Annotated in this window: 23 protein-coding genes; 11 read left to right on the forward strand and 12 right to left on the reverse strand. The window is 77.6% G+C overall.

Translation table 11 applies throughout. The features are described from left to right. Positions 1 to 10 precede the first annotated feature (10 nt). Positions 11 to 982: a sucrase ferredoxin gene (locus tag ACI78U_RS14775; protein ID WP_456876084.1), complete on the forward strand. Its 972-nt coding sequence runs from the start codon at positions 11 to 13 to the stop codon at positions 980 to 982. Here ACI78U_RS14775 and ACI78U_RS14780 read toward each other — a convergent pair. From ACI78U_RS14780 to ACI78U_RS14805, 6 genes are all read right to left on the reverse strand, one after another. Then, on the reverse strand, positions 979 to 2,163 hold the full coding sequence (locus tag ACI78U_RS14780; protein WP_456876085.1) for an alkaline phosphatase family protein: 1,185 nt from the start codon (positions 2,161 to 2,163) through the stop codon (positions 979 to 981). The genes ACI78U_RS14775 and ACI78U_RS14780 overlap by 4 nt on opposite strands. Then, positions 2,160 to 2,903 carry a class I SAM-dependent methyltransferase gene (locus ACI78U_RS14785; RefSeq protein WP_456876086.1) on the reverse strand — a complete coding sequence of 248 codons (744 nt, stop codon included), beginning with the start codon at positions 2,901 to 2,903 and terminating at the stop codon, positions 2,160 to 2,162. The genes ACI78U_RS14780 and ACI78U_RS14785 overlap by 4 nt, the downstream gene beginning before the upstream one ends. Before the next feature lie 69 nt (positions 2,904 to 2,972). Further along, positions 2,973 to 3,455 carry a VOC family protein gene (locus ACI78U_RS14790; protein WP_456876087.1) on the reverse strand — a complete coding sequence of 161 codons (483 nt, stop codon included), beginning with the start codon at positions 3,453 to 3,455 and terminating at the stop codon, positions 2,973 to 2,975. Between the two features lie 152 nt (positions 3,456 to 3,607). Then, on the reverse strand, positions 3,608 to 7,384 hold the full coding sequence (locus ACI78U_RS14795; RefSeq protein WP_456876088.1) for a DNA polymerase III subunit alpha: 3,777 nt from the start codon (positions 7,382 to 7,384) through the stop codon (positions 3,608 to 3,610). Beyond that, positions 7,381 to 7,872 carry an SAV_6107 family HEPN domain-containing protein gene (locus tag ACI78U_RS14800; RefSeq protein WP_456876090.1) on the reverse strand — a complete coding sequence of 164 codons (492 nt, stop codon included), beginning with the start codon at positions 7,870 to 7,872 and terminating at the stop codon, positions 7,381 to 7,383. Before ACI78U_RS14800 ends, ACI78U_RS14795 begins: the two co-directional genes overlap by 4 nt. Continuing rightward, positions 7,872 to 8,198, reverse strand: a complete 327-nt coding sequence (locus ACI78U_RS14805) for a DUF6504 family protein (RefSeq protein WP_456876091.1) — start codon at positions 8,196 to 8,198, stop codon at positions 7,872 to 7,874. Before ACI78U_RS14805 ends, ACI78U_RS14800 begins: the two co-directional genes overlap by 1 nt. Positions 8,199 to 8,414: 216 nt before the next feature. On the opposite strand from ACI78U_RS14805, the gene ACI78U_RS14810 reads away from it, so the two are divergent. Genes ACI78U_RS14810 through ACI78U_RS14835 form a run of 6 tightly spaced genes read left to right on the forward strand, consistent with a single transcriptional unit; the run spans position 8,415 to position 13,771 of the window. Continuing rightward, positions 8,415 to 8,951: a YbaK/EbsC family protein gene (locus ACI78U_RS14810; protein ID WP_456876092.1), complete on the forward strand. Its 537-nt coding sequence runs from the start codon at positions 8,415 to 8,417 to the stop codon at positions 8,949 to 8,951. A 13-nt stretch (positions 8,952 to 8,964) separates the two neighbouring features. Then, positions 8,965 to 9,546 (forward strand): GNAT family N-acetyltransferase, encoded by a 582-nt coding sequence (locus ACI78U_RS14815; protein WP_456876093.1) that lies wholly within the window; start codon positions 8,965 to 8,967, stop codon positions 9,544 to 9,546. Positions 9,547 to 9,548: 2 nt separating this feature from the next. Then, entirely contained in the window at positions 9,549 to 11,192 is a 1,644-nt protein-coding gene (locus tag ACI78U_RS14820; protein ID WP_456876094.1) for a phytoene desaturase family protein, read from the forward strand. Then, complete coding sequence (locus ACI78U_RS14825) at positions 11,189 to 11,995, forward strand: carotenoid biosynthesis protein (protein WP_456876095.1); 807 nt, start codon at positions 11,189 to 11,191, stop codon at positions 11,993 to 11,995. The genes ACI78U_RS14820 and ACI78U_RS14825 overlap by 4 nt, the downstream gene beginning before the upstream one ends. Next, a complete protein-coding gene (locus ACI78U_RS14830) occupies positions 11,992 to 13,092 on the forward strand; it encodes a glycosyltransferase (protein ID WP_456876096.1) in 1,101 nt (366 codons plus the stop codon). Before ACI78U_RS14825 ends, ACI78U_RS14830 begins: the two co-directional genes overlap by 4 nt. A 19-nt stretch (positions 13,093 to 13,111) precedes the next feature. Then, a complete protein-coding gene (locus ACI78U_RS14835; protein ID WP_456876097.1) occupies positions 13,112 to 13,771 on the forward strand; it encodes a flavin reductase family protein in 660 nt (219 codons plus the stop codon). Positions 13,772 to 13,909: 138 nt separating this feature from the next. Here ACI78U_RS14835 and ACI78U_RS14840 read toward each other — a convergent pair whose 3' ends face one another. Continuing rightward, complete coding sequence (locus ACI78U_RS14840) at positions 13,910 to 14,884, reverse strand: carbohydrate kinase family protein (RefSeq protein WP_456876098.1); 975 nt, start codon at positions 14,882 to 14,884, stop codon at positions 13,910 to 13,912. A gap of 81 nt (positions 14,885 to 14,965) precedes the next feature. Continuing rightward, positions 14,966 to 15,649 (reverse strand): CDP-alcohol phosphatidyltransferase family protein, encoded by a 684-nt coding sequence (locus ACI78U_RS14845; protein ID WP_456876099.1) that lies wholly within the window; start codon positions 15,647 to 15,649, stop codon positions 14,966 to 14,968. A 56-nt stretch (positions 15,650 to 15,705) separates the two neighbouring features. Here ACI78U_RS14845 and ACI78U_RS14850 point away from each other — a divergent pair, with 56 nt between their 5' ends. Together ACI78U_RS14850 and ACI78U_RS14855 are read left to right on the forward strand one after the other, a co-directional pair. Next, the gene (locus ACI78U_RS14850; RefSeq protein WP_456876100.1) at positions 15,706 to 16,515 is read left to right on the forward strand and encodes a lipase family alpha/beta hydrolase; all 810 of its coding nucleotides are present in this window, start codon (positions 15,706 to 15,708) and stop codon (positions 16,513 to 16,515) included. Positions 16,516 to 16,623: 108 nt separating this feature from the next. After that, positions 16,624 to 17,460 carry a 4-hydroxy-tetrahydrodipicolinate synthase family protein gene (locus tag ACI78U_RS14855; protein ID WP_456876101.1) on the forward strand — a complete coding sequence of 279 codons (837 nt, stop codon included), beginning with the start codon at positions 16,624 to 16,626 and terminating at the stop codon, positions 17,458 to 17,460. Here ACI78U_RS14855 and ACI78U_RS14860 read toward each other — a convergent pair. The 3 genes from ACI78U_RS14860 to ACI78U_RS14870 are packed head-to-tail and all read right to left on the reverse strand — an operon-like array spanning position 17,450 to position 20,270. After that, on the reverse strand, positions 17,450 to 18,259 hold the full coding sequence (locus ACI78U_RS14860) for an ABC transporter permease (protein WP_456876102.1): 810 nt from the start codon (positions 18,257 to 18,259) through the stop codon (positions 17,450 to 17,452). The genes ACI78U_RS14855 and ACI78U_RS14860 overlap by 11 nt on opposite strands. After that, complete coding sequence (locus tag ACI78U_RS14865) at positions 18,256 to 19,173, reverse strand: ABC transporter ATP-binding protein (protein WP_456876103.1); 918 nt, start codon at positions 19,171 to 19,173, stop codon at positions 18,256 to 18,258. Before ACI78U_RS14865 ends, ACI78U_RS14860 begins: the two co-directional genes overlap by 4 nt. Further along, positions 19,170 to 20,270: a transcriptional regulator gene (locus ACI78U_RS14870; protein ID WP_456876104.1), complete on the reverse strand. Its 1,101-nt coding sequence runs from the start codon at positions 20,268 to 20,270 to the stop codon at positions 19,170 to 19,172. The genes ACI78U_RS14865 and ACI78U_RS14870 overlap by 4 nt, the downstream gene beginning before the upstream one ends. 109 nt (positions 20,271 to 20,379) lie before the next feature. Between ACI78U_RS14870 and ACI78U_RS14875 the strand changes: the two genes are divergently transcribed. Beyond that, positions 20,380 to 21,021 (forward strand): hypothetical protein, encoded by a 642-nt coding sequence (locus ACI78U_RS14875; protein WP_456876105.1) that lies wholly within the window; start codon positions 20,380 to 20,382, stop codon positions 21,019 to 21,021. Between the two features lie 9 nt (positions 21,022 to 21,030). On the opposite strand, the gene metF is transcribed toward ACI78U_RS14875, so the two are convergent. Then, complete coding sequence (metF, locus tag ACI78U_RS14880; RefSeq protein WP_456876106.1) at positions 21,031 to 21,963, reverse strand: methylenetetrahydrofolate reductase [NAD(P)H]; 933 nt, start codon at positions 21,961 to 21,963, stop codon at positions 21,031 to 21,033. A 188-nt stretch (positions 21,964 to 22,151) separates the two neighbouring features. Between metF and ACI78U_RS14885 the strand changes: the two genes are divergently transcribed. Beyond that, complete coding sequence (locus ACI78U_RS14885; RefSeq protein ID WP_456876107.1) at positions 22,152 to 23,255, forward strand: polyprenyl synthetase family protein; 1,104 nt, start codon at positions 22,152 to 22,154, stop codon at positions 23,253 to 23,255. Position 23,256: the final 1 nt, after the last annotated feature.

Consider the following 23,256-nt stretch of genomic DNA (forward strand, 5'->3'; position numbering starts at 1 on the left):
CCTCCCCCGGGTGAGTGCCGCACCGGCCGAGCCCGCCGCCCCCTCGCCCTCCCGGCCGGTCCGCACCGGCCGGCTGGACCCGACCCGCTGCTCGGTGACCGCGCTGGTCCGCGGCGACTCCCCCGTCGCCACGGCGGGGCCCGCACAGCGCTGGCTGCTGGTCGAGCAGCCGGGGCCGTGGGGCCGCGACGCGCTCCTGCAGTCCCGCCTCGACGCCGGCGTCGCCCCGCGCCTGGCCGCCCGCGCCCGCGCCGAGGGCGTCCGGGTGCTGCTGGTGCGCCGTCCCGGGGAGCGGCCGGCCGCGTCCGGGCGGCGCTGGGCCTACGCCGACGGCCGGCCGGGCCGCGAGGGGCTGTGGTGGTCGGTCCGCGACGCCGACGCCGACCTGCTCGACGCGCCGTGGGACGGCTCGGTCGGCGAGCGCGCGCCCGACCCGGTCTACCTGGTCTGCACCCACGGCCAGCACGACGCCTGCTGCGCGCTGCGCGGGCGCCCGCTGGCCCGCGCCCTGCCCGCGCCCGGCCCGGCCGACGTCTGGGAGTGCAGCCACCTCGGCGGCTGCCGGTTCGCCACCAACGTGCTGGTGCTGCCGCACGGCTTCGCCTACGCCCAGGTGGCCGGCGACGGCGCGGACCTCGTCGCCGCGCACGCCCGCGGGCAGGTGGCCCTGCCGTGGCTGCGCGGCCGGTCGGGGCTGCCGCTGGCCGCGCAGGCCGCCCAGCAGGCCGCCCGCGAGCGGCTGGGCCTGCTCGGCGTCGACGACCTGCCGCTGCGCCGCGCGCAGCGGCAGCCGGGCACCGACGCCGAGGCGGCGGCCGGCGTCGAGCGGTTCGACGTCGTGCTCGGCGGCCCGGACGGCGACGTCGTGGTGCGGGTGGAGAGCCGGCCGGCGCCCGAGGCGGCGCAGTTGACCTGCCGGGCCGTGCACCCCGCGCACCCGCGCGAGTGGACCGCGCTGTCGGTCTCGCTGCCGGTCCCCTAGAGGGCGCGCCCGCGGGCCAGCAGCAGCGGGATGGCGACCTCGGCGCCGGTCAGCGAGCCGTGGTAGGCCGCCAGCCGGCTCGGACCGGGCTCGGTGGCCGACGCGGTGATCGCCCACGGGCCGCGGGCGAGCGCGACGACGTCGCCGATGCGGTCGGCCAGCGCGGCGTCGACGTCGCCGAAGACGCCGCTCGCGACCGCCTCGTCCCGGCCGACAACCCAGGCGCGGTCGCCGAGGACCCCGCGCCAGGCGTCGAGGACGTCGCCGGCGGCGCCGGGCACGGCGTGGGCGTAGCGGGCGCGGGGCTCCCCGGCCAGCAGCGCGACGCCGTCGAGCAGGGCGGGCTCGTCGTCGAGGTCGACGCGGGTGGCGGCGGGGACGTCGAGCATGCCGTGGTCGGCGGTGACCAGGAGCGCGGCGTCGTCGGGCAGGCCGGTGACCACCTGCTCGACGAGGCGGTCGACGAGCGCGAGCTGGTTGCGCCAGCTGTCGGAGTCGACGCCGCGGACGTGGCCGGTGAGGTCGAGCTCGGGGGTGTAGCCGTAGACCAGGCCGGTGGGGGTCGCGGCGAGGGACTGCAGGAGCACCGCGGCGAGGTCGCCGGCGCCGACCGTGCCCGGGTACCCGGCGCCGCGGTAGGCGGCGGTGGACAGGCCCGAGCCCGCGTAGGCGTAGGGGGCGACCGCGGTGACCGGCAGGCCGGCGGCCGCGGCCTGCTCGAAGACGGTCGGGCGGGGCTGCCAGTCGCGCGGGTCGGGGTCGTCTCTCCAGGCGACGTGGTTGAGCAGCCGGTCCTGGCCGGGGACGGCGGTGACGAAGCCGAGGACGCCGTGCCCGCCCGGGGGCACGCCGGTGCCGAGGGTGGCGAGGCTGACCGGGGTGGTGCTCGGGCAGGGCGCGTCGAGGTCGCCGACCGGGGTGGCCAGCGCGGCGAGCGTGGGCGCGAGGGAGGCGTGCGCGCGCAGCAGCTGCGCACCCAGCCCGTCGACGAGCAGCACCGCGACCCGCCGCGCCCCCGCCAGCGCGGCGGTGAGCCCGAGCGGGTCGGGCGGCAGGCCGGCGCGGTCGACGTCGACGCCGAGGGCGGCGGCCACGCCGGGCAGGACGTCGGCGAGCGTGGCGCGGCCGTAGGCGGGGCGGACCAGGTCCGCGGGCAGCCCGTCGGGCGGCGGCACGGTCACGGGCGGGTGGCCAGGACGTGGAGGCCGGTGGCGACGTCGCGGTAGGGCGAGGTGCCGGCCAGGGCGAGCTCGAGGCGGCGGACCGCGGCCGGGTCGGCGCCGGAGGCGGTGTCGAGCAGGTCGGCGACGACGGCGACGCCGCGCCACTCCCCCGGCCGCAGCCCGGCGCTCTCGACGAGCGCGAGCAGATCGGCCGGGGCGAACCGGCGGCGGGCGGGGCGGGTGCGGCCGGGCGCGGGGTCGCGGTCCTCGAGCAGCGCGAGGGCCTCCTTCGGGTGGCCGCCGAGGGCGCGGGCGAGGACGGCGCCGGCCCGGTTGACCGTCACGACACTGACCTGGCCGCCGGGGTGCAGGGTGCGGGTGATCTCGCCGAGGGTGGTCGCCGGGTCGTCGACGACCTCGAGGACGGCGTGGCAGAGGCCGAGGTCGTAACCCTCGTGGTCGAGGGGCAGCTCGTGCAGCAGGTCGCCGTCGCCCTGCAGGCCGCGGACCCGGTCACCGACGCCGGCGGTGCGGGCCCGCCGCTCGAGGGTGGCCAGCGCGTCGGCGCTGGGGTCGACGACGGTGACCTCGTGACCGAGCCGGGCGAGCGGGACGGCGAAGCCACCGCTGCCGCCGCCGACGTCGAGCACCCGCAGCGGGGTGCCGGCCCCCACGAGCGGGTCGAGGGCGGCCCACACCGCGGCGGTCCGGACGGGCAGCTGCTCGCCGGAGGACGGGTCGGGCGGGGTCGGCGGCACCCGTCCGACCCTAGTGGCGGGCGTCGGGGGTGGCCGGGCGGTCGGGCCCCGCGCCGCCCGGCCGCGCCGTCAAGCGGAGACCGAGTCGGCGGCCCGCTCGAGGTCGGCGATGACGATCTTGCGCATCCTGAACATCTCCTGCACGGCGCGCTGCCGGCGGTCGGGGTCGGGATCGCCCTGCAGCTCCAGCAGGCGGGTGGGCACGACCTGCCAGGAGACGCCGAAGCGGTCCTTGAGCCACCCGCAGGGAGCCTCCTCGCCGCCGTCGGTGAGCCGGTCCCAGTAGTGGTCGACCTCGGCCTGGTCGGCACACAGGACCTGGAAGGAGACGGCCTCGCTGAAGTGCCAGTCCTGTGGGCCGCCGTTGAGGCCGACGTACTCGGTGTCGCCGAGCCGCCAGCTGACGGTGAGGGCCTGACCCTCCCGCTCGGGGTTCTCGGAGCCGTAGCGGACCGTGCCGAGGATCTCGGAGTCCGGCCAGATCGCCGTGTAGAAGCGCGCGGCCTCCTCCGCCTCGGTGTCGAACCACAGGCACGGGATCTGCTTCGGCATGGTCGTCCTCCCTGGAGGCCGGCGGGGCGCCGGCGCTCGCGGGTTCCGACCGCCCCCGCGCCCGGGACTCATCGGTGGTGAGTTGCTGGAACGGCCCTGCTGCAGGGTCCCGCCGCGAGCGTGCGAGCGGTGGGGGGCAGCGGGGTCCTCCATCAGTGGCCGGGGCTGCCGGGGCTGGAGTGCCACAGCTTCCGGGGGGCGGACGCCGCGGCCCGGCGGGCGGCGGTGGCGGCGTCGTCCCCGGCGGGCTTGATGTCGGCGTAGGGCGACATCCGGAAGCCGGTCGGGTGCACGAGCACCGGCTTGACCACCACCGGCCGCGAGCCGTGCGAGGCGGCCGCGCCGGTGATGGCCTGCTCGGTGTACTCCCCCGGCGCGGCCATGTGCTCGGCCACCGCGGCCGGCCCGCCGGTCTCCCACGCCTCGTGCAGCGCCGGCAGTTCCCAGGCGCCGGTGGCCCGGATCGACACCCCGCGCGGGCCGGTACGGCGCAGCACCCCGCGGATGACCAGCAGCCAGGAGTGGAACACCGTCGCGGCGTAGGGCCCCTGCACGTCCTCGAAGAAGGTGGAGTCGGTGCAGCCGGTGCCGTCGTCGAGGGTCACGAACACCACCCGGCGTCCCGACCGGATCGGCGGCGTCTGGGTGGCCACCTTGACCCCGGCCACCAGCACCTCGGCGCCGCTGCGGCAGCCGAGCAGCTCCCCGGCCGGCACCGCGCCGATCGCGGAGAGGAACGGCCGGTAGAAGTCGACGACGTGCCGGCTGGCGTCGAGCCCGAGCACCTCGAGCTCCGCGCGGACCAGCTCGGCGTCGGTGAACTCGGGCAGCCCGCTGCCGCCGGCCCACTCCGGCCCCGGCTCCCCGCTGCCCGACTCCTCGGAACCCGGCTCCTCGCTGCCGGCCTCCTCCTCCGGCAGCTCCAGACCGAGCAGGTCGAGGCTGAGCTGCCCGACCGAGCCGGTCCGCGCCCCGCTGCGGCTCCACCGGTCCAGCTCGCTGATCTGCAGCAGCAGGTCGCGGCGGGTCACCGACCGGCGCGAGCGGGTGGGGCGGCCGGCCTCGCGGTCGCGCACCCCGAAGCCGTAGAGGGAGTCGAACCCGCCGGCCAGCACCAGCCGCTCGACCACCGGACGCGACACCGACGCCCGCGACCAGAAGTCGGTCAGTGACCGGTAGGGCTGCCCGGCCACGATCCGCTCGACCTCGTCCTCGGCGATGCCCTTGACGTCGGAGAGCGCGAGCCGGATCCCGTAGGCCGACGGGTCGGCCATCGACGCCGGCATCCACTCCGGCCGCTGCCGGTCCGCCCGCCGGTCCGCCGGCGCCAGCCGCTCCACCCGGTAGGTGCCGGCGGAGGCGTTGACGTCGAGGCCCAGCACCCGGATGCCGAAGTTGCGGGCGTCGTCGAGGATCAGCCGCTTCGGGTACATCCCCGGGTCGTGGGTGAGCACCCCGGCGAGGAAGGCCGCCGGGTGGTGGGTCTTCAGCCACGCCGACTGGTAGGTGGGCAGCGCGAACGCCGCGGCGTGGGCCTTGCAGAAGCCGAACGAGCCGAAGGCGACCAGCACCTCCCAGACCCGCTCGACCACGTCGACCGGGTAGCGCCGCAGCGCCTCGGGCACGAACCAGGTCCGCACCTCCGGGTGCAGCTCCCGGTCGCCCAGCGCCCGGCGGGCCTCGTCGGCCTGGGCGAGGTCGCAGCCGGTCATCTGCGCCACGATCTGCAGCACCTGCTCGTGGAAGACGACGACGCCGGCGGTCTGCTCGAGGAACGGCCGCAGGTCGGGGTGCGGGTAGACCGGGTCCTGCCAGCCGTTCCGGGCCAGCAGGAACGGCGTCACCATGTCGCTCTTGACCGGCCCGGGCCGGAACAGCGAGATGTCGATGACGATGTCCTCGAACGTCTCGGGCCCGAACTTGCCGACCAGCTCGCGTTGCCCCGGCGACTCGATCTGGAACATGCCGAGGGTCCGGGTGCTGCGGATGAGCTCGAAGGTCGTCGGGTCGTCGCGCGGGATCGCGTCGATGTCGACGGTCTCGCCGTCGACCCGGGCCACCTCGTCGAGGGCGTGCGCGATCGCCGACTGCATCCGGATGCCGAGCAGGTCGAGCTTGAGCAGCCCGAGCTCCTCGACGTCGTCCTTGTCGAACTGGCTCATCGGGTAGCCCAGGAAGCTGTTCTCCACCGGGGTGCGGTCGAGCAGCGTGGCGTCGGAGAGCAGCACCCCGCAGGGGTGCAGCGCGATGTGCCGGGGCAGGCCGTCGAGCCGGGCGACGAGGTCGAAGAGCAGGTCGAGGTCGCCGGTGCCACCGCCGCGCCGGGACCCCAGCCGGCTGGCCCGCAGCTCCGGCAGGTCGCGCAGCGCGGCGTGCACCTGGTTGGCCCGGACGTGCGGGAATGCCTTCGCGACGGCGTCGACCTCGGCCGGCGGCAGCCCGAGGGCGGCGCCGACGTCGCGGATGGCGTGCCGCACCCGGTAGGTGTCCATCATCGAGATGCAGCTGACCCGGTGGGCGCCGAAGCGGTCGATGACCGCGTCGTAGACCTCCATCCGCCGGGCGGACTCCACGTCGATGTCGACGTCGGGCAGCTGGTGGCGCAGCGGGGAGAGGAACCGCTCCATGAGCAGCCCGTAGCGGATCGGGTCGACGTCGGAGATGCCCAGCAGGTAGGTGACCAGGCTGCCCGCCCCCGACCCGCGCGCCGCGGCGCGGACCCCGAGGTCCTTGATGAGGTCGACGACGTCGGCGACGGTGAGGAAGTAGGAGGGGTAGCCGAGGGCGTCGATGACGGCGAGCTCCTCCTCCAGCCGGACGCGGACCTCCCCGCTGCGCGGCATGCCGCGCCGGCCCAGCCCCGCCTCGCAGCGGGCCCGCAGCACCTGCGAGGAGCTCATCCCCCGCTCGGCGGGCGCGGTGACGACGTCGAGCTCGGGGTAGCGCACGGTGCCGATGCCGAGGTCGTCGCGGACGTCGACGGCGCACTGCTCGGCCAGCCGGGCGGTGCGCTCGAGCAGCCGCAGCGCCGCGTCGCGATCGGGGCCGGCGATCTCGGCGGCGACCTCGGCCATCTCCTTGCCCGACTTCAGGTAGCCCTCGGCGGTGCGCCGGTCGACGTGCCGGCGGTCGAGGGCGACCAGCCGCCGGGAGGCGTCGAGGACGTCGGCGGTCGGCGCGTCGATGGCGTCGACGTAGCGGACGGCGTTGGTGAGCACCACCGGCACGCCCTCCTCGGCGGCGAAGCGCATCAGCCGCTGCGCGCGGAGGCGGTCGCCCCGGCCGCGGTGGTGCACCAGCTCGACCACCAGCGACCCGGGGCCGAACACCGACCGCCACGCGGCGAGCCGGGCTGAGGCGACGTCGGCCCGGCCGGCGGCCAGCGCGCGGCCCACCGGTGAATCCGGCCCGAGCACCGCGACCAGCCCGGGCGCGTGCTCGGCGGCCAGCGCCAGCGAGCTCACCGGCTCGCCGCGGGTGCCGCGCAGGTGGGTGGCGCTGGTCAGCCGGCACAGCGAGCGCCAGCCGGCGCCGTCGCGGGCGAGGAAGGTGACCCGCGGCAGCCGCGGGTCGACGCTCGCGCCGCCCCGCACCGGGCTGCGCCGCGCGGGAGTCTTCTGGGGACTCCGCCCGCCCGCCCGCCGCAGCGACAGCTCGTCCTCCCCCAGCACGTGCGCCCGGGCCGGGGGCACGGTGGTGCTCACCGCGGGGGCGACCGCCAGGTCCACCCCGAACACCGGCCGCACCCCCGCCGACCGGCAGGCCAGCGCGAACTTGACCGCGCCGTAGAGACCGTCGCGGTCGGTCAGGGCGAGGGCACCCATGCCGTGCTCGGCGGCGCGGGCCACCAGGTCGGCCGGGTGGTTGGCCCCGTACCGCAGGGAGTAGCCGGAGGCGACGTGCAGGTGGACGAAGGGGTCGCCGCTCACCGCCCGCGCGCGGGACGGTGGGCGGTGCCGCCGACCACGCGGGGCCGGGGCGCGGGCGCGGGCGTGCTGGCCAGCAGCTCCTCGGTCACGGCGAGGAAGGTGCCGGCGTCGCGGACCAGGTCGTCGGCCTCCCGCTCGGTGACCGCGCGGGACAGCCCGGCCTCGGCCGCGGCGCGCTTGGCCGCGCCGGCGGCGAAGAAGGTGGCCCACTCCCCCAGCTCCGGGGCGACCTGCTCGAGCAACACCCAGGCGCTGCGCGGCCGGCGGCGGCCGCTCTCGGGCCGGGTGCGGGCGGCCAGCACCGCCGCGGCCGCGCGCAGCGCCGCCAGGTGCGCGGTGGCGTAGCGCCGGCACGCGTCGGGGGCGTGGCGGGCCTCGGCCAGCGCCCGGGTGGCCTGGTCGAGCAGCTGGGCCGCGGCCGCGGGGAGCGGCGGCGGCAGGGGCAGCTGGTCGGCCGGGTCGTGGGTCATGGCGTACGCGGCGCCCATCAGTCGTGCACCCGCACGAGCGACCAGCGGTTGTCCGCCGCGTCCCAGCACAGGTCGTAGACCCCGGCGAAGCTCATCCGCGAGCGCCCGGCTCGCACCGCCTCGACCCGGAAGACCTCGCGCGGGGCGACCAGGTCGGCCGAGGCGCCGCCGGGGACGTCGGCCGGCCGCTGCCACCACGGCGTGGTCTCGACCCACGAGTCGAGCAGCTCGCCGACGACGTAGCGCCACTGCCCGCGCCAGAACTGCGCCGGCCCGAGCGGGCCGCGCTCGACCTGCACCTCCTCGCCGACCCGCTCGCCGACGTCACCCAGCACCCGGCTCATGACCGACTCCCCACCCCGTGCCGCCTGACGGCCTGCCTCCCGCCCGGGCGGGGAAGGTCCCGGGAGCGGTGCTCGGCCCTTCGAACGTCTGTTCGAACGAGTCGAGTAGACCCGACCCCGCCGGTCACGTCAAGCCGGACACACCCGCCCGGGGACTCCCCGTCCCGCGCGGCGGACGGTACGGCGGGGGTACGACAGCGGTGGCAGGATCGGCGCATGAGCCGACCCGACCACCCCCGGGTGGCCGCCATCGCCGAGCTGCTCGCCGCGGCCGGCGTGCGGGGGGAGGTCAGGGGCATCCCGTCCGGCGCGCGTACGGCCGCCGAGGCCGCGGCCGGGCTCGGCGTCCCGGTCGGCGCCATCGCCAACAGCCTCGTCTTCGACGCCGGCGGGCAGCCGCTGCTGGTGCTCACCAGCGGCGCGCACCGGGTCGACACCGGCCGGGTGGCCGCGCTGCTGGGCGTCCCGGGCGTGCGGCGCGCCCCGGCCGACTTCGTCCGCGAGCACACCGGCCAGCCCATCGGCGGGGTCGCCCCGGTCGGCCACCCCGCGCCCATCGGCACCCTGGTCGACGTCGAGCTGGCCCGGTACGAGCAGGTCTGGGCCGCCGCCGGCCACCCGTCGGCCGTCTTCCCCACCACCTACGACGAGCTGCTGCGGCTGACCGAGGGCATCCCCGCCGAGGTGGGTGACGGCCCGCCGGGCACGGTCCCCGGAGCCGCCGTCCCCGACCCCGCCACCGCGGGTCAGTGAGCGAGGAGAGACCGTGACCGGCACGACGCCCGCGGCGCGGGTGACCGAGCTGCCCCCCGGCTGGCTGCGCGACCACATGCACGAGGCGCTGGCCATCTACGGCGCGGCCATGGGCTACGACGCCTCGGTGGTGGCCGGCCGCTACGGCTACGCGATCCAGCACACCGAGCGCCCCGGCTTCCGCGCCGTGGGCGCCTTCGCCCCCGGCCCGGACGGCGAGCGGCTGACCGGGTTCGGCTACGGCTACCTCGTCGCCCCCGGCCAGTGGTGGCACGACCAGGTGCGCGCGGCGCTGGACCGGCGCACCGCCAAGCGGTGGCTGCCCGGCGCCTTCGAGGTGTGCGAGCTGCACGTGCACCCCGACGCGCAGAGCCGCGGCCTGGGCCGGCGGCTGCTGCACGCGCTGGTCGAGGGCGTCGACGCCCCGGTCGCGCTGCTGTCCACGCCCGACGCCGACACGAAGGCCTTCCGGCTGTACCACGCCGACGGCTTCGTCGACCTCGCCCGCGGTCACCACTTCCCCGGCGACACCCGGCCCTTCGCCATCCTCGGCGCCCAGCTGCCCCTGCGGCCGGTCCCGGGCAGCGGCACCTGAGCGTGCCCGCCGACTCCACCGCCGACGCCGTCGTCGTCGGCGCCGGCCACAACGGCCTGGTCGCGGCCTGCTACCTGGCCCGTGCGGGGCTGACCGTCGAGGTGGTCGAGCGCGACGAGGTCCTCGGCGGGGCGGTGTCCACCGTCGAGCGCTGGCCCGGCGTCCGCGTCGACCGCGGCTCGAGCGCGCACGTGATCGTCCGGCACAGCGGCGTCGTCGAGGAGCTCGACCTGGCCGCCCACGGGCTGCGCTACCTCGACTGCGACCCGTGGGGCTTCGCGCCCGCCCCGGTCCCCGGCGACCCCGGTCCCGACGGCCGCCCGCTGGTCTTCTCCGTCGACCTCGACGCCACCTGCGCCTCGATCGCCGCTGCCTGCGGCGAGGCCGACGCGGCCGCCTACCGCCGGTTCGTCGGCGTCTGGGGGCCGCGCAGCCGCGCCGTCGTCGACTCCTTCGGCCGCCGGCCCACCCCGCTGGGCCTGGCCCGTGCGTTCTGGCCGCTGGGCGCCCCCACCGGCGACGCCCCGCGCACCCCCGGCGGCGACCTCGCCGTCGACTTCCTCGGCTCCGGCGACGCGCTGCTCGACCGCTGGTTCACCAGCGAGCGGCTCAAGGCCGCGCTGGCCTGGTTCGGCGCGCAGTCCGGGCCGCCGATGTCCGAGCCGGGCACCGCGGCGATGGTCGCGTGGGTGGCGCTGCTGCACGACACCCCGCCGGGCCACCCGGTCGGCGGCTCCGGCGGGCTCACCGAGGCGCTGCGCCGCCGGCTCGAGTCCGACGGCGGGCGGGTCGTCCTCGGCGACGGCGCCGCGCGGCTGCTCGTCGACGCCGGCCGGGTCACCGGCGTCGAGACCGTCTCGGGACGGCGGGTCGCGGCCCCGGTCGTCGTCGCCGCCTGCCACGTCCTGGCCACCCGCGACCTCGCCGGCGAGCACGCCCCACCCGCGCTGGCCGGCGCCGCCCCGCCGGTGGGCAACGGCTTCGGGCTGGTGCTGCGCTGCCTCACCGACGCGCTGCCGGTCTACCCCGGCGTCGACCCCGCGGTGTCGGCGCAGGGCCTGCAGCTGCTGTGCACCGACCGGGGGCAGCTGGCCGCCGCACACGGCGACTGGCTGGCCGGCCGGCTGCCGCGCGAGCCGGTGCCGCTGGCGATGTCCTTCTCCGCGAGCGACGACACCCTCGCCCCGCCCGGGCGGCACGTGGTCACCGTGTGGGGGCAGTGGTACCCCTACGACCTCGCCGACGGCGGCGACTGGGACGCCCTCGCCGACGCCGAGGCACAGCGGCTGGTGGCGGCCGTCGACCGGTTCGCGCCCGGCTTCGCCGCCTCGGTGCAGCAGGTCCACGTCCAGACGCCGCTCCTGCTCGAGCGGGAACTGTCGCTGCTGCGCGGCAACGTGATGCACGTGGAGATGGGGCTGGCCAGCATGTTCGCCTTCCGGCCGACGCCGGCACTGTCGGGCTACCGGGTGCCCGGCCTCGACGGGCTGTACCTGGCCGGCGCCTCCACCCACCCCGGCGGCGGGGTGTCGGGCAACTCCGGGCGGACGGCGGCGCGCGCGGTGCTCGCCGACCGCCGCCCGCTGGCCCGCGCGCGCACCCGTGTCCAGGACGCGGCCGGGCGGCTGCGGCGGGCGGCCCGGTGAGCGCGGCGACGACGGCGCTGCGGCGGGCGCCCGCACCGGCGCGGGTGCCGCTGGTCCTCGCCGGGCTGCTGGTGCTGGCCGCGATCGCCTACCCGCTCACCGACGGCGGGGTCCGCGACGCGGTGTCCTGGACCATCGTGCTGCTCGGGTCGGGGGTCTCGGTCACCGCCGCGACCGTCGCCCACGGCGCCCGCACCGGCGCCGCGGTGCTCGCCCTCGTGGTGCTCACCTCGGTGGCGTTCGAGTCGGTCGGGCTGGCCACCGGGTACCCCTACGGCGAGTACACCTACAGCGACGTGCTCGGCCCGACCCTGCTCGGCGTCCCGTTCCTCGTCCCGCTGGCCTGGCTGATGATGGCCTGGCCGAGCCGGGTGCTGGCCGACCTGCTCACCCGCCGGGTGCGGGACGCACGCCGGCCGGCCGCGCGGGTCGCCGTCGCCGCGGCGGTGTTCGCCGGCTGGGACGTCGTCCTCGACCCGCAGCTGGTGCAGGCCGGCTACTGGACCTGGGCGCACCCCTCCCCCGGGCTGCCCGGCATCGACACCGTGCCGCTGACCAACCTGGCCGGCTGGATCCTCGCCGGGCTGGTGCTCATGGCGCTGCTGGAGCTCGCCGTCGCCCGCACCGCGGTGCCCGGCGGGACGCCGGCCGTCGCCGCGCCGCTGCTGGTCATCGCCTGGATGGTCCCCGGCGGGGCGCTGGCGCACGCGCTGTGGCTGGACCTGCCCGGCTCGGCGGCGTGGGGGGCGGTGCTGTCGGTGCTCGTGCTGGCGGTGCTCGCGCTGCAGGCCCGCCGGCGGTGAGCGGCGCGGCCGTCCGCGTGCTGTCCGGCCTGGCCGTCGCCGGCGCCGTGCACGCCGGGGTCAACGCCCTCCTGCTGCGCCGCCCGCCGCCGTCCCCGCCGACGGTGACCCGGCCGGTCACCGTCGTCGTCCCGGTCCGCGACGAGGAGGCCGAGGTGGGCGGCTGCCTCGCCGCGGTGCTGGCCTCGCGCGGCGTGGCCGACCTGCGGGTCGTGGTGGTCGACGACGGCTCCACCGACGGCACCGCCGACGTCGTCCGCGGGGTCGCCGACCCGCGGGTGCGGCTGCTCACGGCGCCGCCTCCGCCGGAGGGCTGGCTGGGCAAGCCGCACGCCTGCTGGGTGGGGGCGCAGAGCGCGGCCGACGACGGGTACCTCGTCTTCGTCGACGCCGACGTGCGGCTCGCGCCCGACGCCGTCGCCGCCGCCGTCGCGCTGCTCGACGCGCACGGGCTCGACCTGGTCTCCCCGTGGCCGCGGCCGGTGACCGGCACCGCGGCCGAGCGGCTGGTGCAGCCCCTCTCGCCGTGGCTGTGGCTGACCACGCTGCCGCTGCGGGCCGCCGAGCGCTCCCGCCGGCCGTCGCTGACCGCCGCCAACGGCCAGTTCCTCGCCCTCACCCGGCGCGGCTACCTGCGTGCCCGCGGGCACGCGGCGGTGCGGGAGGAGGTGGTCGAGGACGTCGCCCTGGCCCGGGCGGTCAAGCGGTCGGGCGGGCGGGCGGTCCCGGCGGCCGGCGCCGCGCTGGCCGAGTGCCGCATGTACGACGGCTGGGCGGCGATGCGCGAGGGCTACGGCAAGTCGCTGTGGGCGTCGGTCGGCGGCTCGCCGGCGGCGTCGCTGACCGCGGCGGCGGTGCTCACGGCGGTCGGCGTCGTCCCGCCGCTGGCCGCCCTGCGCGGCTCGCGGGCGGGGCTGCTCGGCTGGGCGGCCGGGGTGGCCGGCCGGGCGGTGAGCGCCGCGGTCACCGGCGGGCGGGTGTGGCCCGACGCGCTGGCCCACCCGGTGTCGCTGCTGGCCCTCGACGTGCTGCTGGCCCGGTCGGTGGCCGGGCACCGGCGGGGCACGCTGACCTGGCGCGGACGCGCGCTCGGCTGAGCCCGGGCGAGGATGGGGCGTGACCTCAGCCGAGACCGGCCGCCCGCGCACGTCCTTCGACCCGGCGGGGATGCGCCCGCGCGACTTCTACCGGGTGGTGAACTCGATCGTCGTGCCGCGGCCGATCGCGTGGGTGCTGACCCGCTCGGCCGAGGGGGTGCACAACCTGGCGCCGCACTCCTTCTACACGGTGGCCTGCGTCGAGCCGCCGATCGTGCAGTTCACCTCGGTGGGCCGCAAGGACTCCCTCACCAACGTCGAGGCCACCGGCGAGTTCACCGTCAACCTGGTGCCCGAGGAGCTGTTCGAGCAGGCCAACGCCACCGGCACCGACTTCCCGCCCGACCAGAGCGAGGCCGAGGCCGCCGGCATCCGCCTGGAGCCCAGCGAGAAGGTGGGCGCGATGCGGGTGGCGCAGTCGCCGGTGAGCGTCGAGTGCACGCTGCACTCGACGCTGCGGTTGGGCGACAGCACCGTCGTCTTCGGGCGGGTCGAGTGGGTGAGCGTCGTCTCCGACGCCGTCCGTGACGGCCGGCCGCGGATCGAGCACCTGCGCCCGCTGGCCCGGCTCGGCGGGAACGAGTGGTGCACCGTCGGGGAGGTCCGGACCATCCCGCGGATCCCCTACACGACGTGGGCCGAGGACCCCTCCATCGGCGAGCGCGTCCGCGGGAGCTGACCTCCGGACGTGGGCCGCCCTGCGGAGGACGGCGGACCGACCGCGGGGCCGGAGGCTCCCGGTCGGGACGTCGCGGCAGGGCTCAGCGCAAGGCGGGGACAGCACCTGGCCGCGGTGCGGTCCGGTAGGACCGCGGTGTCACGGCAGGTGGGCGTCGATCTCGGCGGCGGCCTCGTCGCCGAAGGCGGCCGCGAACCGCTCGAGGAAGGGCCCGCGGCGCAGCTCGTACTCCTGGGTGCCGACCACCTCGACCGCCTCGGTGGCCACCGCCGAGCCGAGCTGGGTGGCCCGTTCCAGGTCCAGCCCCCACATCCGGCCGGCGATGAACCCGGCGCGCAGCGCGTCGCCGCCGCCGGTGGGCTCGACCGGCTTGGTCTCGGGGACGGCGATGACCTCGATCGGGTCCTCGCCCTGCCGGCGGACCAGCACGCCCTGGGCGGCGCGCGTGGTGACCCACGTGCCGACGCGGGCGAGGACCTCCGCGGCGTCCCACCCGGTCTTCTGCATGAGCAGCGCCGACTCGTACTCGTTGGTGAACAACAGCTCGGCGCCGTCGACCAGCTCGCGGATCATCTCGCCGTCGGCCCAGGCCAGCTGCTGGCTGGGGTCGGCGGCGAAGGCGTAGCCGCGGTCGCGGCACTCGCAGGTGTGGCGCACCATCGCCGTCGGGTCGTTCGGCCCGACGACGACGAGGTCGGGGGCACCCACGCGGGCGCAGACCGGGCCGAGCTCGATCTCCCCGGCCTCGCTCATCGCCCCCGAGTAGAACGACGCGATCTGGTTGTTGACCGCGTCGGTGGTGCAGACGAACCGGGCGGTGTGCTTGAGCTCGGACCACCGCACGTCGCGCGTGTCCACGCCGTGGCGGGTGAGCCAGGCGTCGTAGTCGGTGAAGTCGCTGCCCACCGACCCGATCAGCACCGGCCGCAGGCCGAGCAGGCCCAGGCCGTAGGCCATGTTGGCGCCGGCGCCGCCGCGGTGCTGGATGAGGTCGTCGACGAGGAACGACAGCGAGACGTTCTCCAGCTGGCCCTCGACGAACTGTTCGGTGAACCGGCCGGGGAACGTCATCAGGTGGTCGGTGGCGATGGAGCCGGTGACGAGGACGGGCACGGGGGCTCCTGGGGAGGACGGGCCGACGGCGGGCAGCGCAACCCTAAGAGGCACCGGGGCCGCCCGCGCGCCCCGGCGTCCTCAGTCCGCCAGCGCCCGGCGCAGCGAGACGCCCAGCTGGGCGGTGCCCACCAGCCCGAGCAGGCAGCCGACGGCCGTCCCGGCGGTGACCACGAGCGCTGGGCCGTCGGCCACCCCGGCGAGGTGGTCCAGGCCGGTCGCGGCGACGATCCCGGCACCGCCCACGGTGAAGCCGGTCATGGCCACCCGGGTCGGCCGCTCCCACACCGAGATGGCGCCGGTCTCGGCGACGCCGGCCTGCCCGGCCCGGGCGCGCAGGTAGTCGGGCAGCCAGCACAAGGCCCCGAAGCCGGCGGCCAGCCACCCCGGCGCCCCGGCGGCCCACAGCGCTCCCGCGTACCCGGCCTCGGTGAGCCGGTCGACGGCGGAGTCGAGCACGTAGCCGCGGCGCGAGGCCCGGCCGCCGGCCAGCGCGAGCGCCCCGTCGAGGGAGTCGAGCAGGCCGGAGAGCCCGACCAGGAGGCCCGCGGCGACCAGCCACGCCCCGCCGGCCAGCGCCGGGCCGACCGCCGCCAGCGCCACCAGCAGCCCGAGCGCGGTCGCCGCGAGCGGCGGCAGCCACGACACCGCCCGGGCCAGCGTGTAGGCCAGCGTCAGCCAGCCGCGCACCAGCCGGCTGGCCGCGGGGTCGGTGCCACCGTGCCAGCGCGACCACTCGGCGAGGTACTCGTCGCGGCTCAGCACGCGCGCAGTGTCTCCCAGCCCCTCCGCCGCCCGGCGGGACCGGGGACAGTGGACCCGTGCTCGCCGGCCTCGCCCCCGCCCGCCGCCGCCTGCTGCTGGTCCTGCTCGCGCTCGTCGTCGCGGCCGCCGTGGCCGCGACGGTGCTCGTCCTCACCGGCCGGACCGGCGACGCCGCGCCGGCCGTCCCCGTGTCGCAGGAGGAGCCGGGTCCGGTGCTGCTGGTCCCCGGCTACGGCGGCGGCACCGGCGCGCTGGCGTCGCTGGCCGACCGGCTGACCGCGGAGGGCCGCGACGCCACCGTCGTCGCGCTGCCCGGCGACGGCACCGGCGATCTGGCCGCCGCGGCCGACGCGCTGGACCAGGCCGCCGGCGCGGCGCTCGACCGCACCGGCGCGGACAGCGTCGACGTCGTCGGCTACTCCGCCGGCGGGGTGGTCGCCCGGCTGTGGGTCGCGGACGGCGGTGCCGACGTCGCCCGGCGGGTGGTCACCCTCGGGTCGCCGCACCACGGCACCACGCTCGCCGACCTCGCCGTCACCCTCGCCCCCGGTCAGTGCCCCGAGGCGTGCCGGCAGCTGGCCACCGACAGCGAGCTGCTGGCGGCGCTCAACGCCGGCGACGAGACGCCCGACGGGGCGACCTGGGTGTCGATCTGGACCGCGCAGGACGAGACCGTCACACCGCCCGAGTCCGCCCGGCTCGAGGGCGCCGTCGAGCTGGAGGTGCAGTCGGTGTGCGCCGGCGCGCAGGTCGGGCACGGCGACCTGCCGCGCGACCCGCTCGTCCAGGCGATGGTCGTGGCCGAGCTGGCGCCCGGCGACCCGGTGCCGCTGGGCCCCGCCGACTGCGCCCGCCTCGGCGGTTGAGGGCGGGCCGGCGTGCTCGTCCACGATCAGGTGACCTGATCGTGCGGCGTCCTCCCCCACGGTGGGACGTGCGGGAGGACGCGCTGCGGTGCGGGAGGACGCGCTCCGGTGCGGGAGGACGCGCTCCGGCGAGGGAGGACGCGCTCCGGTGAGGCAGGCCGGCGCCGCGGGCACGACGGCCTGGTGGTCAACGGCACCACCGGTGAGGCGCCCACGACGTCCGACCGGGAGAAGGTCGACCTGGTGCGCGTGGTCGCCGACGCGGTCGGGAGCCGCGCCGCCGTGCTGGCCGGCGCCGGGTCCAACGACACCCGGCACGCCGTCGCGATGGCCCAGCAGGCCGCCCACGCCGGGGCCACCGGGCTGCTGGCGGTCACGCCGTACTACTCCCGCCCCTCGCAGGACGGCGTGGTCGCGCACCTGACGGCGGTCGCCGACGCCACCGACCTGCTGGTGACCCTCTACGACGTCCCGGCCCGCAGCGGCGTGCGGCTGACCGCCGGCTCCTACCACCGGCTGGCCGGCCACCCGCGGGTGGTGGCGGTCAAGGACGCCACCGGCGACGTCGCGGCCGCCACCCGGCTGGTCGCCGACACGGGGCTGGCCTGGTACTGCGGGGACGACCACCTGCTGCTCCCCTTCCTCGCCGTGGGCGCCGTCGGGCTGGTCAGCACGAGCGGCCACCTGGTGGGCGACCGCCTGGCGGAGGTCGTCGCGCTGGCCGAGGCCGGCGACCTCGCCGCCGCCCGGAAGACGTTCCTGGACGTGCTGCCGGTGGTGGACCTGGTGTGCGGCACGGGCAACGGGGCGCTGCGCTCGAAGCTGGCGCTGGCGCTGCTCGGGCGGCTGCCGTCCGCGGCGGTGCGGCTGCCGCAGGTGCCGGCCGGTGACGCTGAGGTCGCCGAGGTCCGGGCGGGGCTGGCCGCGGCGGGCCTCAGCTCGTGACGTCCTTGGTGGTGAAGTTGGCCCACGCGGCGGTCAGCAGCACGCCGACGTAGACCCCCTGCAGCGCCAGCCCGCGGACGACGTCGCGCCACAGCACCGGGTCGCGGAACAGGTCGACGAAGGCCAGCCAGTAGCGCGTGGGCAGGTAGGGCGCGATCGGCGAGGCGGCGTCGAGGGTGAACAGCAGCGACGACGTGACCAGCACCGCCAGCGCCCCGAGCGCGGCGGTCAGCGGCGAGTCGGTCAGCGTGGAGAAGAACAGCCCGAACGCGGCGACGCCGAGCATGGAGACGGCGACGTAGCCGACGGCCATGAGCGTCCGGCCGGCCAGCTCCCGGGTGGTCAGCGACGTCCCCGACACCGACGTCCCGGCCGCGGGCCGTGCGTCGAACAGCAGGGTGCCGACGACGTAGCCGACCGCGGCCACCACCACGACGGTGACGACCACGAAGGCCATCACCGCGACGAGCTTGGCCACCAGCAGCCGGGTGCGGCCCGCCGGGCGGACGAGCAGGTAGCGCAGCGTGCCTGCCTGCGCCTCGCCGGCGACGGCGTCCCCGCTGACCACCGCGACCGCGATCGGCAGGAACAACGGCAGCACGATGGCCAGCGCCGCGAGCGGGAACAGCGCCCCGTTGGTCAGCACGGCGGACAGGAACGGCGGCCCCTCCCCCGGCCGCGGGGCGAGGTCGGTGACCCGGAGCAGCACCGCCACGAGCACCGGCAGTGCGTTGAGCAGGGCGATCGTCGTCCAGGTCCGCGGCCGGCGGAACGTCTTCGCCAGCTCGACCCCGATCACGGCCGGTCCACCCGGTCGGCGCTGCTGCCCGCGGCGGCGAGCACGACCTCCTCGAGCGTGGGGCGCTGCAGCGCCAGGCCGGTCACCGGCACGCCGGCGCCCACCAGCAGCGCGTTGACCTCGGCCGGGTCGGACCCGCGCACGACCAGCCGCCCGCCGTCGGCGTGCAGCACCCGGCCGTCGAGCACCGCGCGCACCCGCTCGGGCGCCGGGGTGTCGACGACGGTGGCGCCGGTGGGTGCGGTCAGCCGCGCCAGCTCCTCCTGCAGCACCAGGCGGCCGCGGTCGAGCACGCCCACCCGGCTGCACAGCTGCTCCACCTCGGCGAGCAGGTGGCTGGAGAGGAACACGGTCGTCCCGCCCCGGTGCAGCTCGAGCAGCAGCTCCCGGACCTCGTGGATGCCCTGCGGGTCGAGCCCGTTGGTGGGCTCGTCGAGGACCAGCAGCTCCGGCCGCCGCAGCAGCGCCCCGGCCAGTCCCAGGCGCTGGCGCATGCCGAGGGAGTACGCGCCGACCTTGCGCCGTCCGACCCCGCCGAGGCCCACCTGCTCGAGCACCTCGGCGATCCGCCGCCTCCGCGTGCGGCGCGGGCCGCCCGGGCCGGCGGCGTCGAGCAGCGCCAGGTTGGCCGCGCCGGACAGGTGCCGGTAGTGGGCCGGGCCCTCGACGAGCGCGCCCACGCGCGGCAGCACCCGCCGGCCCGCGCGCGGCATGCGGCCGCCGAGCAGCTCGACCTCGCCGCGGGTGGGCAGCACCAGCCCGAGCAGCATCCGCACCGTCGTCGTCTTGCCCGAGCCGTTGGCGCCGAGGAAGCCGTAGACGTCGCCGGCGCGGACGTCGAGGTCGATCCCGTCGACGGCGCGCACCCGGCCGAACTGCTTCACCAGCCCGCGGGTGCGGATCACCGCGGTCACGGCGCTCCGCCGGGGACCTGCCCGGCGGCCTCGGCGAGCGCGTCGGGCGTCACCGTGCCGGTCAGGACGTACGTGCCGGAGCCGGGCCGCTCCACCAGCATCAGCCCCAGCGGCCCGGCGGCCACCCGAGCGCCCCAGCGGTCCACGACGGCGTCGGGGCTGGCGCGCACGGCCGCCTGCAGCCCGCCGGCCAGCCGGGCGGGGACCGGGGCGACGGCGAGCAGCGTGACACCGCGGCCGTACACCCCGACCGACGACGGCGCGCCCTCGAGCGTCCGCCGCGGCAGGCCGGCCAGCTCCGCGGGCAGCGCCACCTCGGCGAGCCGGCGCCCGGCCTCGGCCAGCAGCCCGCCGGCGTCCTGCCCGTCGCGGACGCGGGCGCCCGGCGGCGGGGCGGAGGCGACGACCCGGGCCGGGGGCTCGGTGAGGTCGAGGTCGAGGAAGCGGGTGTGGAGGGCGGGGGCGTCGGCGCCGTCGGCCACCACCTCCACGGCCAGCGGCAGGCCGGTGGCCGCGTCGGCCCAGACGTCGACCCGGGCCACCGACGCGGCGGCCGCAGCCGGGACCAGCCGCAGGCCCAGCGCGTCGCGGCCGGCCACCCGGCGCGCCCCGATGCGCGACAGCTCGTCGTCGGCGGCCTCCGACAGCAGCCGCCGGCCGAGGGCGGCGGGGACCAGGTCCGGCGGTGCGGGCAACGCGAGCGGCGCCGGTCCGGTGCGCTCGGCGGTGGACGACTCGTACTCCCACGTCCAGGTGCCGGCCGGGCCGACGTGCACGCCGGTCTCCCCCGCGGCGGTGACGACGTCGACCCGGTGCTCGTCCTCACTGCGCCACCACACGCGCAACTGGACGCGGTCGCTGAGCAGGTCGGCCACCGCCGGCAGCTGGTCGCTCACCGGCAGGGTCAGCCCGCCGGCCGAGACCGCGTAGCCGGAGAACCCCACGTCGGCGCTGGCCAGGACGGCGTCGCGCAGGTCGCCCGCGGCGACGTCGGAGTCCTCGGCCGGCAGTGCGGCGACGACGGCGGGCAGCGCGCCCAGGACCGTGAGCAGCGCGGCGAGCACCCCCCACCGGCGGGCGCGCCCGTACCCCGACATGCGCGCCACGGTACGAGCGCCGGGCAAGCCGTCCGGTGCGACGTCGGCGTCAGTCGGCGCAGGGAGCGGGCGCGCATGGAGCGACCGCGGTCAGGGGTACCTCCACCCCATGGCCCCTCCCCTCAGCGACGCCGTCGTCGTCGACGTCCTGCGCCGGGTCGACCGGCTGACCGCGCCCCTCGTGCAGCGGCTGGGCCGCCCGCCCGGGTCGCCGGTGGCCGAGCGCGACGCGTGGTGGGCCGACCGCGCGTCGATGGTGGCCGCCGCGGCCGGCGGGCTGCCCCGGCTGGCCGGGCGGCTGGCCGACCTGCTGCCGCTGCAGAACACCGTCGGCACGGCGGTGCAGTCGCTGGTGGTGCTCGGCGTCGCGGGCGAGCACGGGGTGACCGACCCCGCCGAGCGGGTGTCGCTGCTCTCGCGGGTGCTGCTGGCCCGCGACCTGCCCCCCGACCGGGTGCGCCCGCTGCTTGAGCGGGTGCGCGGCGCTTACACCGAGGCCGCGCTCGGTGCCCGCGAGGAGCGGGCGGGGCTCGCCGGGGCGGTCCGCACCGTCTGGCGGGCCGCCCGGCTGCTGTCCCGCATCGACGAGGCGCTCGACGCCCGGCCCAAGGGCCGGATCGGCGCACGGGCCCTGGCGCAGCTGCCCGTCATCGGCGTGGTCGGGGGGTACCTGGCCGAGCGGGTGGCCCTGCGACGGGCCGCGCGGATGACCGCGGAGCTGCTCGCGCCCGGCAACCGGGTGTCGGTCTAGGGACCGGTGTCAGGGGGTGGCGGCCAGCGGCGAGGGCACCGCGGTGCCGGTCCGCGGATCGGTGAGGTTGGCGTACACCTCACGCGTCGCCGTCGACCGGTTCATGGTGATGAAGTGGATGCCGGGCACGCCCTCGTCCAGCAGCCGCCGGCACATCGCCGTCGCCACCTCGACGCCGTAGGCGCGCACCGCCGCCCGGTCCTCGGGCCGGTCGCCGTCGAGCTCGGCGAAGCGGGCGGCGAGGTCCTCGGGGAACGCCTGGCCCGACAGCTGCACGATCCGGGTGATCTGCCGGGCGTTGGTCACCGGCATCACCCCGGCGATGATCGGCACCTCGCAGCCGGTGGCGGCCACCCGGTCGCGCAGCCGCAGGTAGTCCTCGACGCGGAAGAACATCTGCGTGATGGCGAAGTCCGCACCGGCCCGGCACTTGCGCACGAACATCTCGACGTCGGTGTCGAAGTCCGGGGAGCGCGGGTGCCGCTCGGGGAAGGCGGCCACGCCGACGGAGAAGTCGCCCATCGACCGGATCAGCTCCACCAGCTCGGCGGCGTACTGCAGGCCCTCGGGGTGCTTGACCCACTCGGCCTGCGGGTCGCGGCCCGGCGGGTCGCCGCGCAGCGCCAGCAGGTCGTGCACGCCGGCGGCGGCCAGCCGGCTGACCACGTGGCGCAGCTCGGTGACGGAGTGGCCGACGGCGGTCAGGTGCGCCAGCGGGGTCATCGTGGTCTCCGCGGCGATCCGCTCGGTGACCGCGACGGTGCCCTCCCGGGTGGAGCCGCCGGCGCCGTAGGTCACCGAGACGAACGAGGGCCGCAGCGGCTCCAGCCGGCGCAGCGCCGTCCACAGCTGGGCCTCGCCCTCGGGGGTCTTCGCGGGGAAGAACTCGAACGACCAGGTCGGCCTGGAGGTCGCGAGCAGCTCGCGGACGCTGGCGGTCACGGGGTCCGAGGGTACGGGCGTCCCCGTCCAGCCTCCTGCATCCGTCCGCGCGGTCCGGGGCGAAGGAGATCGGTACCGGTACGGAAGCGGCAGGAGGTCCCGTGAGCGACCACCCGAACAGGACGCGCGCGACTCGGTGGGGCGATACTGGCCGCGTGATCACCGGCGCGGCGGAGCAACGAGGATCCGTGGTCCGACCGCTGCCGCCCTCCCTGGCAGCCGCCGACCTGGGCCGCATCCGGGGCGCGGTGTCGGCCGCGCTCACCGGTTTCCTCGAGGAGCAGCGGGCCACGCTGGCCGGGATGGACCCCTCCCTCACCCCCGTCGTCGACGAGGTGTGCGCGCTGGCCGACGGCGGCAAGCGGCTGCGCCCGGCCTTCGCCTACTGGGGCTGGCGCGGGGTGGCCGAGGACGTCACCGGCCCGGCCGAGGACGACGCCGCGGTGCTGCGCGCGGTCGCCGCCCTGGAGTTCGTGCACGTCAGCGCCCTGGTCCACGACGACGTCATGGACGGCGCGCTCACCCGCCGCGGCCGCCCGGCCACGCACGTCGGCTTCGCCGCCCGCCACGGCGACGGCGGCCTGGCCGGCGACGGCGACGCCTTCGGCGTGGGAGCGGCGATCCTCGTCGGCGACCTCGCGCTGGTCTGGTCCGACGAGCTGCTGCGCCGCTCGGGCATCTCCGGCCCGGCCCTGGCCCGCGCTCGCTCGGTGTGGGACACCATGCGCACCGAGGTCACCGCCGGGCAGTACCTCGACCTGCTGCGCGCCGCCGGCGGGCTGCCCGGCGCCCAGGGCGCGCTCACCGTCGCCCGCTACAAGAGCGCCGGCTACACCGTGCAGCGCCCGCTGCAGCTGGGCGCGGCCCTCGCCGGCGCCGGCCCGCGCGCCGCCGACGTCTACACCGCGGTCGGCCTGCCGCTGGGCGAGGCGTTCCAGCTCCGCGACGACGTCCTCGGCGTGTTCGGCGACCCCGCCGTCACCGGCAAGTCCGCTGACGACGACCTGCGCGAGGGCAAGCAGACGCTGCTGATCGCGCTGGCCGAGGAGGAGGCCGACGAGGCCGGGCTCCGACTGCTGCGCGAGTGCCTCGGCGACCCCGACTGCGGTGCCGACGAGCTCGACGCGCTGCGCCGGCTCATCGAGGACACCGGCGCGCGGGCCCGGGTGGAGGAGCGGATCACCGAGCGCACCGCCACCGCCCGCGCCGCGATCGCCGACGCGCCCATCGCCGAGGAGGCCCGCGCCGCGCTCGACGCGCTCGCCGTGGCCGCGACCTCCCGGACCGCCTGAG

Source organism: Geodermatophilus sp. SYSU D00710 (genome assembly GCF_054050195.1).